The organism is Pseudomonas sp. JZ114 (genome assembly GCF_051027705.1).
In the GTDB taxonomy this organism is placed as follows: Bacteria; Pseudomonadota; Gammaproteobacteria; order Pseudomonadales; family Pseudomonadaceae; genus Chryseomonas; species Chryseomonas luteola.
Genome location: NZ_CP069256.1, coordinates 3,497,031 through 3,513,053, shown reverse-complemented (window position 1 = coordinate 3,513,053; position 16,023 = coordinate 3,497,031). Strand labels below are relative to the sequence as shown.

The 16,023-nt window shown below is 57.2% G+C and carries 12 protein-coding genes; 2 read left to right on the top strand and 10 right to left on the bottom strand.

Annotated features, from left to right (window positions below):
- Window positions 1-19: 19 nt before the first annotated feature.
- Entirely contained in the window at window positions 20-550 is a 531-nt protein-coding gene (locus tag JQR90_RS16555; RefSeq protein ID WP_434140136.1) for a GNAT family N-acetyltransferase, read from the bottom strand.
- A gap of 151 nt (window positions 551-701) precedes the next feature.
- On the bottom strand, window positions 702-1,091 hold the full coding sequence (locus JQR90_RS16550; protein ID WP_010795778.1) for a tautomerase family protein: 390 nt from the start codon (window positions 1,089-1,091) through the stop codon (window positions 702-704).
- Between the two features lie 436 nt (window positions 1,092-1,527).
- On the opposite strand from JQR90_RS16550, the gene JQR90_RS16545 reads away from it, so the two are divergent.
- A complete protein-coding gene (locus JQR90_RS16545; protein WP_073450419.1) occupies window positions 1,528-2,157 on the top strand; it encodes a LysE family translocator in 630 nt (209 codons plus the stop codon).
- Between the two features lie 15 nt (window positions 2,158-2,172).
- Window positions 2,173-2,646, top strand: a complete 474-nt coding sequence (locus JQR90_RS16540; protein WP_286787802.1) for a GNAT family N-acetyltransferase — start codon at window positions 2,173-2,175, stop codon at window positions 2,644-2,646.
- Window positions 2,647-2,745: 99 nt separating this feature from the next.
- Here the strand turns inward: JQR90_RS16540 and JQR90_RS16535 are convergent, their stop codons facing one another.
- The 8 genes from JQR90_RS16535 to JQR90_RS16500 all read right to left on the bottom strand — a co-directional run bounded on the left by JQR90_RS16535 (window position 2,746) and on the right by JQR90_RS16500 (window position 16,019).
- The gene (locus JQR90_RS16535) at window positions 2,746-5,892 is read right to left on the bottom strand and encodes a multidrug efflux RND transporter permease subunit (RefSeq protein WP_434140135.1); all 3,147 of its coding nucleotides are present in this window, start codon (window positions 5,890-5,892) and stop codon (window positions 2,746-2,748) included.
- A 9-nt stretch (window positions 5,893-5,901) separates the two neighbouring features.
- Window positions 5,902-7,044, bottom strand: a complete 1,143-nt coding sequence (locus JQR90_RS16530) for an efflux RND transporter periplasmic adaptor subunit (protein WP_286790526.1) — start codon at window positions 7,042-7,044, stop codon at window positions 5,902-5,904.
- Window positions 7,041-7,529: a GNAT family N-acetyltransferase gene (locus tag JQR90_RS16525; RefSeq protein WP_286790525.1), complete on the bottom strand. Its 489-nt coding sequence runs from the start codon at window positions 7,527-7,529 to the stop codon at window positions 7,041-7,043. The genes JQR90_RS16530 and JQR90_RS16525 overlap by 4 nt, the downstream gene beginning before the upstream one ends.
- Before the next feature lie 14 nt (window positions 7,530-7,543).
- Window positions 7,544-9,160 carry an ABC transporter ATP-binding protein gene (locus JQR90_RS16520; protein ID WP_286790524.1) on the bottom strand — a complete coding sequence of 539 codons (1,617 nt, stop codon included), beginning with the start codon at window positions 9,158-9,160 and terminating at the stop codon, window positions 7,544-7,546.
- On the bottom strand, window positions 9,160-10,185 hold the full coding sequence (locus JQR90_RS16515; RefSeq protein WP_010795770.1) for an ABC transporter permease: 1,026 nt from the start codon (window positions 10,183-10,185) through the stop codon (window positions 9,160-9,162). The genes JQR90_RS16520 and JQR90_RS16515 overlap by 1 nt, the downstream gene beginning before the upstream one ends.
- Window positions 10,185-11,258, bottom strand: a complete 1,074-nt coding sequence (locus JQR90_RS16510) for a microcin C ABC transporter permease YejB (RefSeq protein WP_010795769.1) — start codon at window positions 11,256-11,258, stop codon at window positions 10,185-10,187. The genes JQR90_RS16515 and JQR90_RS16510 overlap by 1 nt, the downstream gene beginning before the upstream one ends.
- Window positions 11,258-13,093 carry an extracellular solute-binding protein gene (locus JQR90_RS16505; RefSeq protein ID WP_037030499.1) on the bottom strand — a complete coding sequence of 612 codons (1,836 nt, stop codon included), beginning with the start codon at window positions 13,091-13,093 and terminating at the stop codon, window positions 11,258-11,260. Before JQR90_RS16505 ends, JQR90_RS16510 begins: the two co-directional genes overlap by 1 nt.
- Window positions 13,094-13,289: 196 nt before the next feature.
- Entirely contained in the window at window positions 13,290-16,019 is a 2,730-nt protein-coding gene (locus tag JQR90_RS16500) for a TonB-dependent receptor (protein WP_010795767.1), read from the bottom strand.
- Window positions 16,020-16,023: the final 4 nt, after the last annotated feature.

The window sequence follows — 16,023 nt, the reverse complement described above, 5'->3', positions numbered from 1 at the left end:
ACTACTCAGAGACTTGCGCTCAAGGTAGAGCGGACCTTAACTCTAATACCATTGGCTGACTTATGAGAACAGAATCTTTGCGCAGAGGCTCTAGATCTCCATCCAACAGGAAGCCAAACGCCTTATATAAATGCATTGCTGGTGTATCGGCTGCCGTAACACCTAAGCGGACACGGAGCGCTCTACATCTCTTTGCCCAGGCTAGGAGTTCATCGAGCAGAGCGCGGCCTGCACCTAGCCCTCGTGATTTAGGATTTACCCACATTTGAAAGATGTCAGCGGTATTCGCTGATAGCTTTCCCCAAGCCAGACCGCAAACCTCATTTCCATCCAGCGCAAACAAAGCATGGTCATTGTTGGAGGAAAAAGCCGCAATGATTCGGGCTTTCCAACTCTCATCTGCTCTTAGAGCTTCTTCTTCATAGGTGCTTGCGAAAGCATCGGGAGAGTCGCGAAGTGCATATAGTCGCGTATCCCGATAAAGCTGCCACTCGCTAGGTTTTATTGGCCGTACAGATATCACATTATGTGCCATTTTGATTAACACCATTAAATAGCTGCTTACGACCCAACGTGACTAGAAGGCTACCGTTACATTAACTAACCAGAACAGCTTATAGAACAAGGTGTAGTCGTTGGGGTATATCCCATCGACTACACGAATGCAGCTACCATTAACGTCCTCCGTTATAGCCCTGATGCTAAACGGTGACTTGATAACTCAACCCGAGCTCATCGCCAGGCTTGCCTCTTATCCCCCAGTTATGCTTTGGGGTTTCAAACAAGGTAATTTCGATATCCTGAGGAGTGATGCCTGTTGCTGACATGATTTTTTTATACAAGAGATGGATTAGCTGCTTTTTTGCGCTCACCGAGCGCCCTTCAAACATACTTATTTCGAGAATGATGTAGCGCTCCGACCGATCGGCAGGGTAAAGAAAATCCAGCTCATCCAGTAAGATATAACGATGAAAGCGCTTCTCTAGCGGGTACTGTAAAGCCTCGACTATAGAAGCGTGGATGGCCTCTGATAATTCAGACCTGATAGCTTCAAGGTTACGTCTCAATCCGTAGATCTTTACTTGTGCCATGGGCGTGCTCTCCTTGTTGGAGCGCCGCCATGTCGGAAGTAGATTACAGCACAGCACCAGCCAGAACATGGCGGCACTGTCGGTTAAGAAAATACGTGCCGGGCCGCTCTTAGATAGAGCGGCGCCAATGCATGCTGCTTGAAAACAAAGTATTAATCATGAGGGCATAGTTACAGCTTGGAGGACCGTATTCAACCCTCTCGTAACTGATCACACTGGAGCTTCACCTATTAGCTGATAGGTAGTCCTGTAGTCGCAGGGGCATGCCCTAACGACTACAAAGAAGTAGCCCTCACTAGAGAGGTAAAAGGCCTAACCTGAAGCAAGGCTCTTAACCTTTCCTTAAGCTGGGCCAAGCCTTCAACATTTTCCTGGTAAGGCAGGTAAAGTGTCACGATAGTGATGCGGTAACATCTGTGATCCTATGGAGAGCTCCATGACGCTGCATGTCTGGTTTGTCTTTTGTGTTGCTTACCTGGTAACAACGCTTTCTCCCGGGCCCAACGTCCTTTTGGTCATTCGCAATACCTTGCGCTATGGCGCACGGGGAACGCTGGCGACCCTGGCAGGTAACCTGACGGCGCAGCTATTCGTGATCATTCTTGTGGCGCTTGGCATAGGCGCTCTGGTGGCAGCCATGCCGATGGCGTTTCTGGCGATGAAGCTGATCGGAGCGGCTTATCTGATCTATCTTGGTTTTGTGCAGCTGCTCAAACGTCAGCCTGGATCGTCTACGGTCACACCAGCTATTGCGCCCAGTGTCTCGTCGTCCAAGGTTTTTGGTGAAGCGCTGCTGGTATCAATCAGCAATCCGAAAACGCTTATCTTCTTTTCAGCTTTCTTGCCGCAGTTCATCGAGCCGGGACGGTCATTGGTTGTACAGTTCACCACGATGTACCTGACCATCGCCTTGATTGTCGTGACGGTACACTGTGTGTATTGCTTCAGTGTGTCCAGGCTCAGCAGGCGGCTTTCCGCGAGCCGTTGGGTCACGGCGATCAAGCGGGCCAGCGGCGCGTTATTCGTAGGGCTGGGCGTAAAGCTGTTGATGGCCCGGCAGGCCTAAGAGGAGGTTTGCACCATGACTGCCACACTAAGCGCACCGATTCCCAGTGATTACGAGGCACTGGTTGCCTGGGTGCCTACGGCTGACGCCTGCGCGCGCTGGGCAGGGCCCCAGCTCAGGTATCCGTTCACTGCCGTTGAGTTGCCGGAACTGCTGGAGGTGCCCGGTAAAAGCTTTTCATTGGTAGAGGGCGTCAACCGGCCGCTTGCCTTTGGGCAATACCGAACCGTCTCGCCCGATACTGTCCACCTGTGCCGCATCATCGTCTCGCCTGACTGGCGGGGCCACGGTTATGGCAAGCAGTTGTGCGAGCAACTGATTAGGCAGGCTGTGGCGGACACAGGCGCTTCCATGGTTACGTTGCGCGTCTACCGGGACAATGCCGTGGCACAGTCGCTGTACCACAAGCTCGGCTTCAAACCAGTGGAGCTGCGCTCGGATGTGGATGTCATCGGCATGCGACTGATCCTGGCCGAGCAAGCCGGTTAGCAGCCGGGCGGCTCATTCTTTAAAAGCCAGATCAACCGGTCTACCGCCCACTGGAAATCCAAGTGTTTGGCAGGGCCTGAAGGGTGCGAAAGCAGCGCATCAAGGCGTAAGCTCATGGGCCGTCCTGTCCGTAGGGGAGGAAGACGCAGCAGAGGCCGTGCGCCGTTTGAGGCGCATGACCAGTGCATACAGGAGTGGAACGAAAAACAGGGTCAGCAGCGTGGCCGAGAGCATGCCGCCGAAAACGCTGGTGCCAATGGCGTGCTGGCTGGCCGAGCCCGGGCCCTGAGAAAACATGAGGGGCAGCACGCCGAACATGAAGGCTAGGGACGTCATGACGATAGGGCGCAGGCGCATCCGGGCGGCGTCCAGAATGGCCTGACGCAAGGGAGTGCCCTCATGCTGGAGTTCGCGGGCCACCTCAATGATGAGGATGGCGTTCTTGGCAGTGAGGCCCATGATGGTGATGAGGCCGACCTTGAAGTACAGGTCGTCCGGCAGTCCGCGCAGCGTAGTGGCCATGACCGCACCGATGATGCCCAGCGGAATCGCCAGGATGACTGCAAAAGGTACCGACCAACTCTCGTAGAGCGCTGCCAGGCACAGAAAGATCACCAGAATGGACAGGCCGAACAGCAGGGGTGTCTGATCGCCGGACAGCCGCTCCTGATAGGACTGACCTGCCCATTCGTAGCCGACGCCGGTGGGTAGCTCGCCTACCAAGCGTGCCATGGTGTCCATCGCCTGGGTGGTGCTGTAGCCCGCCGCCGGTGTGGCGTTGATGGAGAGCGACGGGAAGCCGTTGAAGTGCTCGATAGCCATCGTGCCTACCGTCCATCTAAGCGTCACGAAGGTGCTTAGCGGCACCATCTCGCCGTCAGCATTGCGAACCCGGGCCTGGAGCAGGCTGTCAGGCTGTTGCCGGTCCTTGCCCTCCGCCTGGATGACGATTCGGCGGACTTGATTATCATGGATGAAATCTCCCACATAGAGCGAGCCGTAGAGGGTAGCCATGGTCGAATTGATCTCATCCACCGAGACGCCCATGCTCTGGGCTTTCAAGCGATCAATGGAAACCTTGAGCTGCGGCGTGTCGTCCTGCCCCGAGTAGGTGGCGGTAGCGAATACAGGATTCTGCCGTGCCAGTGTCAGGAGCTTGTCCTTGGCAGCCAGCAAGGCTTCGTGCCCAAGCCCTGCGCGATCCTGAAGACGCATGTCGATACCGGCGGTGCGTCCCATGGAGGGCAGCGGCGGGGTATTCAAGGCCTGGATAGTGACGTTGGGGATCGACGCGACGCCATTGGCAAAGTGCTCGTTCAGTCGTGCGATGATGGCATCGACGTGCTGATCGGGCGCCTTGCGTTCGGACCAATCCTTGAGCGTAGGCCAGATCATGGCAGCGTTCTCGCCGCCGCCAAAATAACTGAAGCCCTGCAGGGTGAAGAGCTGGCCGACTGAAGGATCGCTGCGCAGATAGGCCTGCACTTCCTTTACGACCTGATGCGTCATTTCCTGGGTCGAGCCGGTGGGAAGCAGCACGACGGTGGCAAAACTGCCCTTGTCTTCGTTCGGCACAAAGGAGCCGGGCAGGCGGCTGAACAGAAGCGCCAGCACGGCCAGCAGAACGAGATACAGCAGCACGAAGCGCACCGGGCGATTCAGGACACCGCTCAGGCTGCGTTGATAGCCTGTCGATAGGGAAGCCGCCCAGCGGCCCACTCTGCCCAGGCTGAGCGTATCGGTCGCTGCCGGTTTGAGTAGCGTTGCGCACAGGGCGGGCGTCAGCGTGAGCGCCAGAAATGCCGAGAAGGCCATCGGCACGGCCAGCGCCACGGAGAACTGCCGGTAGATCGAGCCAGTAGCGCCCTCGAAAAAGGCCATCGGGATGAACACGGCAGTCAGTACCAGCGTAATTGCCACAATGGCGCCGCTGATCTGCTGCATGGCCTTGAGCGTTGCCTCGCGGGGAGCCAGTCCTTCCTCCCGCATGATGCGTTCGACGTTTTCCACCACCACGATGGCATCATCCACCAGAATCCCGATAGCCAGGACCATGCCGAACAGGGTCAGCACGTTGATGGAGAAACCCAGTGCCAACATGGTGCCACAGGTGCCGGCCAGGGCTATCGGTACCACGATGGAAGGGATCAGCGTGGCGCGCAGGTTTTGCAGAAACACCAGCATGACCAGAAAGACCAGCACCATCGCCTCGATCAGCGTATAGGCCACCTTCACGATGGACATATGTACGTAGGTCGTGGTGTCGAACGCCGTCTGGTAGTGCATGCCCGGTGGGAACTGCTGGGACAGCTCCGCCAGCGTGGCTTTTACAGCCTGTGCCGTACTGAGGGCGTTGGCGCCGGGAGCAAGCTTGATGGAAATAGCGCCGCAAGGCCTGCCGTTCACGTAGGAGGGGTAGGTGTAATAATTGCCGCCCAGCTCGACACGAGCCACATCCTGAATGCGCAGGGCCGAGCCGTCCGGGTTGACCCGCAGCGGAACCGCGCCAAAGGACTGCGGTGTATTGAGGATTTCCTCAACCGTCAGCGGGGCCGTGAGTGTGGTATTGGCGGGCACCGGAGGCGTGCCAATGGAGCCGAGAGTAATGCGCTCGTTGTAGTGGTTGATGGCGCTGACCATATCTGAAGTGGTCACGCCCATGGCGGTGAGCTTGTGAACGTCCGGCCAGATCCGCATGGCGTATTCGGGGCTATAGACCTCCACCTTGCCCACGCCGGGCACACGCAAGAGGGCAGGGCGCACCACGGTAGTGGCGTAGTCGCCCATCTGGATATGCGTGATGTTCGGGTTGTCTGCCAGGAGTGTGACGAACAGTAGGTCGTTGTCACCGCTCTTGTCCACTTCGATTCCCTGGCGCCGCACGCTTTCCGGCAGACGCTCCTCGACGCGCTTGATGCGGTTCTGCACTTCAATGGAAGCGATCTGCGGATTGGTGCCCGGCTCGAAGGACAGGCCGATTTCCACCTCGCCCGTGGCGGTACTGTCGGAGGCGAAGTACAGCAGTCCCTCAATACCACTCAGCTCGCGCTCGATAACGGAGGTAACGGTACGTTCGATGACTTCGGCCGAGGCGCCCGGGTAGTAGGCCTGTATGCCTACCCTCGGAGGCGAGACGTTAGGGTATTGCTCCACCGCCAGACGCAGCGCCGTCAGGCCGCCGCCCAGAAAGATCATGATGGCGACGACCCAGGCGAACACTGGGCGCGCAATGAAAAACGAGGACATGGTCTACGCTTACTCTTTTGAGGCGACCGGCTGGGTCGTCAGGGTGGCTTGCTTGGGCTCTACGGCCTGACCGTCCTTCAGGGCGCTGCCACTGAGGATGACCCGCTCGCCAGCTTTCAGACCGTCGGTGACGCGCCATTGACTGCCTTCGAGCGTATCGGCGGAAATCGGGCGGCTGTGGGCGTGGTTGGTCTCGTCGACAACCATGGTATAGGCGCCTTCACGGGTGCGTGTCAGGGCCTGCTGGGGAATAAGAACGGCCTGCGTCTGGCCGGGCTGCTGCAGCTCGACCTGCACATACATTCCGGGCAGCAACAGGTGGTCCGGGTTGTCGAAGATGGCGCGCATGGCTACGGTGTCGGTCTTCTCATCCACTGCCCAATCGGAGAAGAGCAGGGTGCCGTTCAAAGGGTAGGTCGAGCCATTGCTCAGTCGCAGGCGCAGGATGGGCTTCTCGCGCTTGTCGGCCTGCTGAAGGCTCTGCCGGAGCGCCAGGGAATCAGCCATGGGCTGGGCAAAATTCACATAAATCGGGTCGATCTGTTCGACTGTAGTTAGCTTGGTGCCTTCATCCTGACCGACCAGTGCACCCTCCGTGACCTCGGCCCGACGTGCGCGGCCGGCAATCGGCGAGGTCACGTTGGCATAGGCGAGCTTCAGGCGGGCGCTTTGTACCTTGGCTTCGGCTGCCTTCTGGGTAGCCCGTGCCTGCTTCTCTGTAAAGAAATCCTTGCGGTACTGCTGGGCGCTAATGGACTCATCGGCCATCAGCTGCCTGGAGCGTTTGGCAATGTCTTCAGCGGCATCGGCAGCCGCCCGTGCCTGGGCCAGCTCGGCTTCTGCCGCAGCCAACTCGGCCTTGAGCGGAGCCGGGTCGATACGAAACAGCAACGTACCGGCTTTGACCTCCTGGCCCTCCTGGTAGGTGCGAGCCTCCACGATACCTTCCACGCGGGCACGGACTTCCGCCGTACGATAGGCCTCCATCCGGCCGGTGAGACGCGTGGTCAGCGGCTCCGTCGAGGGCGTAACCGTTGCGATGTCCACCTTCGGGACGGCTGGCGTTTGCGTTTCGGCTGTCTTTTCGGTGGGTTCACAACCTTGGAGCAACACGGCCAGTGCCAGCAGCGCGCCCTTTACCACATCCTTCATGCGCTCACCCGGGCCATGCAATAGACATCCACGTAGGCACCGTCACGATAGGCATAGGCGATCTGAGTGCCCTCGTGAACAAAGCCGAATTTTTCATACAGGGCGATAGCCGGCGCGTTATCCGTGTATACCGTCAGCTCAACACGCTTGAGGTTCATCCAGTTGTCGGCGGCATCGATCAGTGCCGCCATCAGCTGGGTTCCCACGCCTTTACCAGTGTGGTCATCCCCAACCGCAATGACCAGCTCCGCCACATGAATCCGCCGGCCTTTCATACGGTTGAGCGTTGCAAAGCCCAACACGTTGCCTTGCTGTTCGGCCAGTACCCGAACGTCTTCAGCGGGGTATTGCTTGATCCAGTCGCTCATGCTCTGAGTGGGTCGGTAGGGTAGGCGCAGCGTACCCCGGCACGTGCCCGGCTGGTTCAGAATCGATGCCAAAGCCTCGGCATCGCTCTCGCGGATAGCGCGTAGGGTAATGGTCATGAGTCCTCCTTGATTCAGGCCCGTTGTCGGTCAACGATCTCGCCTGAGCGTTCCAATGGTGCGACCGACGCCGCCAGTAATTCCTGAGTATACGGGTGTTGTGGCGCCTGAAAGATCCTGCAGGCCTCGCCGTGTTCCACGACCTTGCCATCCTTGATGACAATCAGATCATGGGCCAATGCCCGAACCACGGCCAAATCATGGCTGATGAACAGATACGTTAGCCCATGAATCGCTTGCAGGTTACGCAACAGGTCGACAACCTGCTTTTGAACGGTACGATCCAGAGCAGACGTGGGCTCGTCGAGCAATATCAGCTCGGGTTGCAGCACAAGCGCCCTCGCGATGGCGATACGCTGGCGTTGGCCGCCCGAAAACTCATGAGGATAGCGGTGCCGTGTTTCAGGATCGAGACCTACTTCCTGTAAGACCCGAATGATCGCCGATTCCCGCTCTTTGGGTGTGCCGATCTCGTGGATATCCAAACCCTCACGGATGATCTGCTCGACGGACATCCGTGGGCTCAGGCTGCCGAACGGGTCCTGAAACACAACCTGCATGTGGCGACGAAGCGGACGCATCTGCCTGGCGTTAAAGGTTTCGATCGCCTGCCCCTGAAAGTGGATGGCGCCCTGGGCCTGCACCAGTCGCAGGATCGCCTGGCCCAAGGTGGACTTGCCTGAGCCGGACTCGCCCACGATGCCCAGGGTGCGGCCTTTCTTTAGCTCGAAGCTCACACCATCCACCGCCTTGACATAGTGGCGCTGGCGGCTGAACAACGGTTTGGGCAGCGGAAACCAGACGCGTAGATCCTGCGCCTGTATCAGCGAGGCATCGCTGGTTGTTGCTACCGGCCCGCCGTCGGGTTCGGCTTCGATCAGCATGCGGGTATAGGTATGCTGAGGCGCGGAAAAAAGGGCCTGACAGCTGTTCTGCTCAACTACCACGCCGTTACGCATCACACAGACACGCTGGGCAATGCGCCGGACCAAATTCAGGTCATGGCTGATAAGCAGCAACGACATGCCAAGGCGCGCCTGGAGGTCCTTCAGGAGTTCGAGGATCTTCTGCTGCACGGTCACGTCCAGGGCTGTGGTGGGCTCGTCGGCGATCAGTAATTCCGGCTCGTTGGCCAGCGCCATGGCGATCATCACCCGCTGGCGCTGGCCACCCGAGAGCTGATGCGGGTAGGCCTTGAGCCGCTTGAGCGGTTCGCGTATGCCGACCAGTTCCAATAATTCGATCACTCGTGCACGCGCGTGCTTGCCGCCCAAGCCCTTGTGCAGCGCCAATACTTCGCTGATCTGCCGTTCCACAGTATGCAGCGGGTTGAGGGATGTCATGGGTTCCTGAAAGATCATGGCGATACGGTTGCCGCGCAGGGTGCGCAGACGCTTTTCGTCTGCGGTCACGAGATTTTCGCCGTTGTAGCAGATGCCGCCGGAGGTTGTGGTAATAGACGCAGGCAGCAGGCGCAGGATCGAGTGAGCCGTGACGGATTTGCCCGAGCCGGATTCGCCCACCAGCGCCAGACATTCGCCACGGCGAATATCCAGGTCGATACCGTGTACGACTTCCTGGCCGGAAAAAGCCACTCTCAGATCGCGGATTTCAATCAGACTCTCGGTCATCACACAGCCCTCGGGTCGAATGCATCACGGAAGGCTTCGCCAATAAAAACCAGCAGGCTCAAGATCAAGGCGAGGGCGAAAAAAGCGGTCATCGCCAGCCAGGGTGCTTGCAGGTTCTGCTTGCCTTCGTTGGCCAGCTCCCCTAGCGACGCGGTGCCGATCGGCAGGCCAAAGCCCAGGAAGTCCAGAGCGGTCAGCGTTGTAATGGCACCGGTAATGATGAAGGGAACATAGGTGAGCGTGGAGGTCATCGCGTTGGGCAGGATGTGCCGCCACATGACCTTGCGATCAGACAGCCCCAGCGCCCGTGCCGCTTTGACGTACTCCAGACTGCGCCCGCGCAGGAACTCGGCCCGAACCACGTCTACCAGCGCCAGCCAGGAAAAGATCGCCATGATACCTAACAACCACCAGAAGTTGGGCTCCACAAAGCCGGACAGGATGATCAGCAGATACAGGACCGGCAGGCCTGACCAGATTTCGATAAAGCGCTGCCCTAGCAGATCGACCCAGCCGCCGTAATACCCTTGCAGAGCGCCAGCGGTAACTCCAATCACCGCGCTGATGGCTGTAAGTGCCAAGGCAAACAGGATGGAAATACGTGCCCCAAAGATCACACGTGCCAGGACATTGCGCGCCTGTTCATCTGTGCCTAGCCAATTCGCCTGGCTGGGCGGGCTGGGAGAGGGAACAGAAAGATCATAGTTCACCGTGTTGTCGCTAAAGGGTATAGGCGGAAAGACCATCCAGCCGCCCTGGTCCTCTATCAGTTTCTGTACGTACTCACTGCGATAGTCCGGCTGGAAGGGCAGCTGGCCGCCAAGTTCGGTTTCGGTATAGCGCTTGAATATCGGGAAATACAGCGAGCCGTGGTAGCCCACTACCAGAGGTTTGTCGTTGGCGATCAGCTCGCCACACAGGCAAGTCACCAGCAACCCGCAAAAGATCCAGAGTGACCACCAGCCGCGACGGTTGGCCCTGAAGCGGGCAAAGCGGCGTTGGCTCAAGGGTGACAGTGTCAGCATCAGGCGTTCCTCGCCGAAAAGTCGATGCGTGGATCGACCAGGGTGTAGGAGATGTCCCCGGCCAGTTTGATCAGCAGGCCAAACAGCGTGAAGATGAACAGCGAGCCGAATACCAGCGGATAGTCACGGTAGAGCGCCGCCTCGTAGCTCATGCGACCCAGTCCGTCGAGCGAAAAGATCACTTCAATCAGTAGGGAGCCGGCAAAGAACACCTCGATCAGTGCCTGGGGAATACCGGCAATGACCAGCAGCATGGCATTGCGAAATACATGCTTGTACAGCACGCCGCGCTCAGTAAGCCCTTTAGCCCGCGCCGTGACAACATATTGGCGGCTGATTTCATTCAGAAAGCTGTTCTTGGTCAAAATGGTCAGGGTAGCGAACCCGCCAATGACCAAGGCCGAAACAGGCAGTACCAGATGCCAGAAATAGTCCACTACCTTGCCCGCGAGGCTGAGCTGGTCAAAGTTCTCCGAGGTAAGCCCTACGGCGGGAAACAGACTGAAATAACTCCCACCGGCAAACACCACGATCAGGAACATGGCGAACAGAAAGGCCGGCAAGGCATAACCCACGATGATGGCGGTGCTGGTCCAGATATCGAATGCGCTGCCATGACGGATCGCCTTGCGTATCCCGAGCGGAATCGAGATCAGGTAAGTGATCAGTGTGGCCCAGAAGCCGAGTGAAAGGGATACCGGCAGCTTTTCCAGAATCAGGTCCGTTACCTTGGCACCACGGAAAAAGCTGTTACCAAAATCCAGGTGCGCGTAGTTCTTGAGCATCAGCCAAAGGCGCTCAAGCGGTGGCTTGTCGAAGCCGTACTGCCGCTCGATTTCCTTGATCAGCTCAGGGTCCAAGCCTCTGCTACCCCGCGAGCCGGATGAGGCTCCGGCCGCCCCATCATGGCTGCCTCCTGCGATACCGCCCTGGTTGCCCATGCCTTGCAGGCGAGCAATGGCCTGATCCACCGGGCCGCCAGGGGCCGCCTGGATAATGACAAAGTTGACGATCAGGATGACCAGAAGCGTAGGAGTAATGAACAACAGGCGTCTAAGGATATAGGCTGCCATCAGGGTTTCTCCTGTAGCCGTGCGGCCATCTGCTCGTGGGTGAGCGGGGTTGGGCTGACTTCCCACCAGGTATCGAGCCCCTCTTCATAGGCGGGCGCGATACGAGGCCGGCCGAAACGGTTGCGAAACACGCTGGGCTCGCCGTCCGAGTAATAATGCGGAATCATGTAATAACCCCATTGCAGAACCCGATCGAGCGCGCGGGCGTAATGCACCATCTCATCCCGGCTTCTGGCATTGGCCACGCCTTCGATAAGCCGATCGACGACTGGATTCTTCAGGTTCATGGCGTTGGAGCTACCCACCCGGTTGGCACTGTCGGAGCCGTAATAATCAAAGAGTTCTAGCCCTGGCGATGCGCTGGGATCGCCATCCTTGGGAAAGCCGGTCACGATCATGTCGTAGTCGCGGCTATTGATGCGGTTGATGTATTGCGCTGTGTCCACATTGCGAATATTCAGCCCGATGCCTATCTGGGCCAGCGTCCGCTTGAAGGGCAGCACCATCCGCTCAAGACCGGATTGCCCATTGAGAAAGGTAAAGATCAGGGGATCGCCGTTGGCGTTGACGAGCTGATCGCCTTGCGGATGCCAGCCGGCCTCCTCAAGCAGGCGCAGGGCTTCGAGCTGCTTGTCCCGAATAAAGCCCGAGCCATCGGTTTTGGGCACCTGGAACACCTGGGTGAATACCTCATCCGGGATCTGGCCCCGGAAAGGTTCAAGAATACTCAGCTCCTGTGCGTCCGGCAGCTCTGTGGCGGCGATTTCGGTCTTGGGAAAGTAGCTCTGCTGGCGCTTGTAAAAGCTGCGCATGAGCTGCTTGTTGGTCCACTCAAAATCCCAGAGCATGGCAATGGCCTGGCGGACGCGGCGATCCTGAAAGAAGGGATTGTCCAGGTTGAAGACAAAGCCTTGAGCACGGACGGGCTTTCCTGTCGCCAGGATGTCTCGCTGCAAGCGCCCATCGCGCAGGGCGGGGCTGTCGTAGCGGATGGTATAGCCTGTGGCGGAGTACTCGCGGTTGTAGTCGTACGCGCCGGCCAGCAGGAGCTCGCGGGCGACATCGGTGTCGGCAAAGAAGTCGACGGTGAGCATGTCGAAATTGTACAGCCCTCGCGTCACCGGCAGATCCTTTGCCCACCAGTCCTTGACGCGCTCGAATGCGACGGTACGGCCCGGATCGACGTGCGAGACCTTGTAAGGTCCGCTCCCCAGCGGCGGCTCAAAGCCGTTACCGTTGGCAAAGTCCCGGTCTTTCCACCAGTGCGCTGGCAGGATGTGCATGGACGCTAGATCCAGCGCCAGACTGCGGTTTTCGTTCGTCTTGAAGGTAAAAAGGATCTGCCGGTCGCTTTCAATGGTGACGTCTTTTACGTCACCATACAGCTGCCGAAAGCTCAGGCTCGCCTTGGTCATCAAGGTCTCGAAAGTGAAGCGAACATCCTCAGCCAGAACGGGCATACCGTCATGAAAGCGTGCCTTGGGGTTGAGAAAGAAGCGTACCCAACGGTTCTCCGGGTCGCGCTCCATCTGTTCGGCAATCAGGCCATACACCGTATAGGGCTCGTCCAGCGAGCGATAGGCCAGCGGCTCGTAGACCCAGGCATTGATCTGGTCGACGCCAGTGCCCTTGTCTAGATAGGGCAGCAGGAAGTTGAAACGGTCGATCGATTTGGCTGAGCGTCTGAGCGAGCCTCCTTTGGGCGCGTCGGGATTCACATAGTCGAAATGCTTAAAGCCCTCAGGGTACTTGGGCGGGTCGCCATAGACTGTCATGTAACTGTGGGGCGTAGCCAATAACGCCGATGAAACGAGGCAGGAAACAAGCAGTACCATCAAGCGGCTGTACGTGTGGATCGACCCTGTTGAAAACACCGCTTCACTCCTTATGAACGACACGCGTTGACGCTCGGTCCAGGCAATCAACCTTAATTGATAGGGGATACTGGCAAGGGCCTGCACGAGTGGTTATACCGTCCTGTCCTGAAGCATACCTGTCTCCAGCCAAGGCGGCTGGAGACAGACAAAGAGGTTAGAAGTGATAGGTCGCACGGGTGAACAGCGTGCGGCCAAGTGGGTCGGTGTAGCGGGGGTCGTAGCCGCTCTGGAAGGTGTATGCCTGGTTCGAGAAGGGCGGGTCGCGATCGAACAGATTCTTCACGCCTACGTCGATGTCCAGAGATTTGCTCCAGGTGTAACCGGCTGAGAGATCCCATACAGAGTAGGACGACACTCGGTTATGGGTTTCCGGATCGTAATCGCGGTAGCCCGTCTGGAAGCGGTTGGTTAAAGAGGCACGGTACGGACCCTTGCTCCAACTGCCGGTCAGAGAGTGTTTCCAGCGAGAAATAACACCGATACCCTGGAAGTCACCTACGTTGTCAAAGTAAGCACCGTTGATGGTTTCCTGATAGTCATATCGATCAACGTAAGTACCCTGCATGGATAAGCCAAAGTTGCCGTAGGCGGTTGCAGGGAATCGGTAATCCAGTGTTACGTCTATGCCGCTAGTCTTGACCTTACCCAAGTTAGCCAAACCAGTTTGGATATACTGAAGCGAGCCATCCGGATTGCGAATGTAGCGATCAGCATAGCTATCTGGGTTGTCAAATACAGAGGACTCTGGAAATTCGGCGATCTGATCGGAAATCTTGATCCAATAAAAGTCCAAGCCTACTGATAAATTACGGACTGGCTGGTAAACAAAGCCCAACGTCACGTTACGCGCTTTCTCTGGCGAGAGATCTTCGTTGCCGCCAGTACGGTTGCGGAACTGCTGGCTACAATCGCGACCAGGGTTGGCACCGGCAATAGGCGTACCACCCGGACAGAGGCGTGGATCATCATAAAAGCCAGATGTGAAGGTCGTGTAGTTAGGGTTATACAGCTCGTATAGTGAAGGTGCACGGAAGCCTTCGCTATAGGCACCACGAACAACCAGTTCACGAATCGGTTGGAAGCGGAAGCTGTATTTCGGATTGGTTGTGCTACCTACATCGCTGTATTTATCGTGACGAATAGCTGCGCCTAGTTCTAGTGATTCCAGAACGGGAACGTTAATCTCGGCATACTGAGCCTTGACGTTACGATCACCTGAAACGCTGGAGTCAGGGTCAACCCCCAGGCTGTCAACCAAACCTGCAAATGGCTCGACGTCGCTATGGAATTCTTCTTTACGGAATTCACCTCCAAGTGCTAGACCTACAGGGCCTGCTCCGAACCAATCACCGATTTCACGACTGATGCGTCCATCAATCGCTTTTACGCGACCTACGGCCGTCTGGTAGTCGCCATGTACGCCAGCGTTATTAATGAAGTTAATCCCCTCCTGAGTTTGCTCTCCAAAAGGGTTAAGGATGCCATTAGCTATGCCTTCGGTAACCAAATCATCATTTAGATAGCCGCCACGTAGGCTGCTGATAACCTTATTTTCATTGTAGGAGGTACCAATGTTGTAATCCCAGCCTCCGACGTTACCGTCAAATGTCAGCTGCAGACGTTGGCTGGTGTTCTGATCCTTTTGGATACGCGCACCGGCTGCCGACTCTCGCCAGTTCACATCAACAGGCTGAGTCGGGTCGAGAGCAAAGCCAGGAGTCAGCGGCGTGATGCCATTGCCAGGATAAAAGGCTGTACCCGGATTCACTGAGATATCAGTGAGCGGTGCAGGCGCAATAGTGGTGGTATTGTCATTGCGAGCCCAGAAGTAATCCACGCTGGCAGTTTGATCTTCCGCCCACTTAGTAGAAGCCTTACCGAAGAAAGATGTTTTTTCAGTCTCTGGAACGGCATCGATGTAGTTTCGTGTGCTGAATCGGCAAGTTCCAGTACCAGGGTTGATCTGGTTTGGCCCATTGCAACCGGCAGTAGCCAAGGGGTTAGTGTAGTTGCCGTTCTGACCATAGTTAGCCGGATAGGTCGTACCAGAGGTACTACTCAATCCACGTCCAGGCTCGTAGTCCTTGGTAAAGGAGCGATCCGCCGCTGAAAGATTATTCTGCTTGTCGTAGTTGAAAACACCAAAGACATTAAAATTATCATTGTCCAGGTCACCAAAACCCCAACTACCGTCAAAGGACCGGCTTTCACCTCCGCCAGAGTGAGTAGGGCTATCAAAGCTGGCGCTAACCTGTCCTTCGGTAATACTTTTTTTGGTAATAAAGTTGATTACGCCACCGATGGCATCGGTACCGTACAATGCAGAGGCGCCGTCACGCAGAATTTCCACGCGGTCAATAGCAGCAAAGGGAATAGTATTCAGGTCAACGGCCGATGCATCGATGGCGTTGTTGGCCAGACGTCGTCCGTTAAGCAGAATCAGCGTCTTGTTGGAGCCAATGCCACGCAAGTCGGCAAATGAGGCTCCCCCTGTGCTAGAGCCTACCGATTGGCTAGAGCTCTGGGTAGACTGACTGGCAACGATGCGTGTTAGCAGCTCTTCAGTCGTGTTAACGCCTTCTTTCCTCAATTGCTCCGAGCGTAGGATTGTCACAGGGACAGCGGTTTCTGCATCTACGCGACGTACCGCTGTACCGGTGACTTCCACTCTTTCGAGTTGCGTTGTTCCTGCCGCAGCGGTAGGTGCTACGGCTGGAGCAGCAACAGCAGCTGCGGTCGAATCAGGCGCTTCCTCTTCCGTCGCCTGCTGCGCATGGACCAACGGTGCTACGCCAAGGGCCAGGCACAACGGTATGAATCGATACCGATGCACGGCCGCGGCGAGCGGAGTGGGAGCAAACGGTTTGGCTATATCTCTCATCATCACT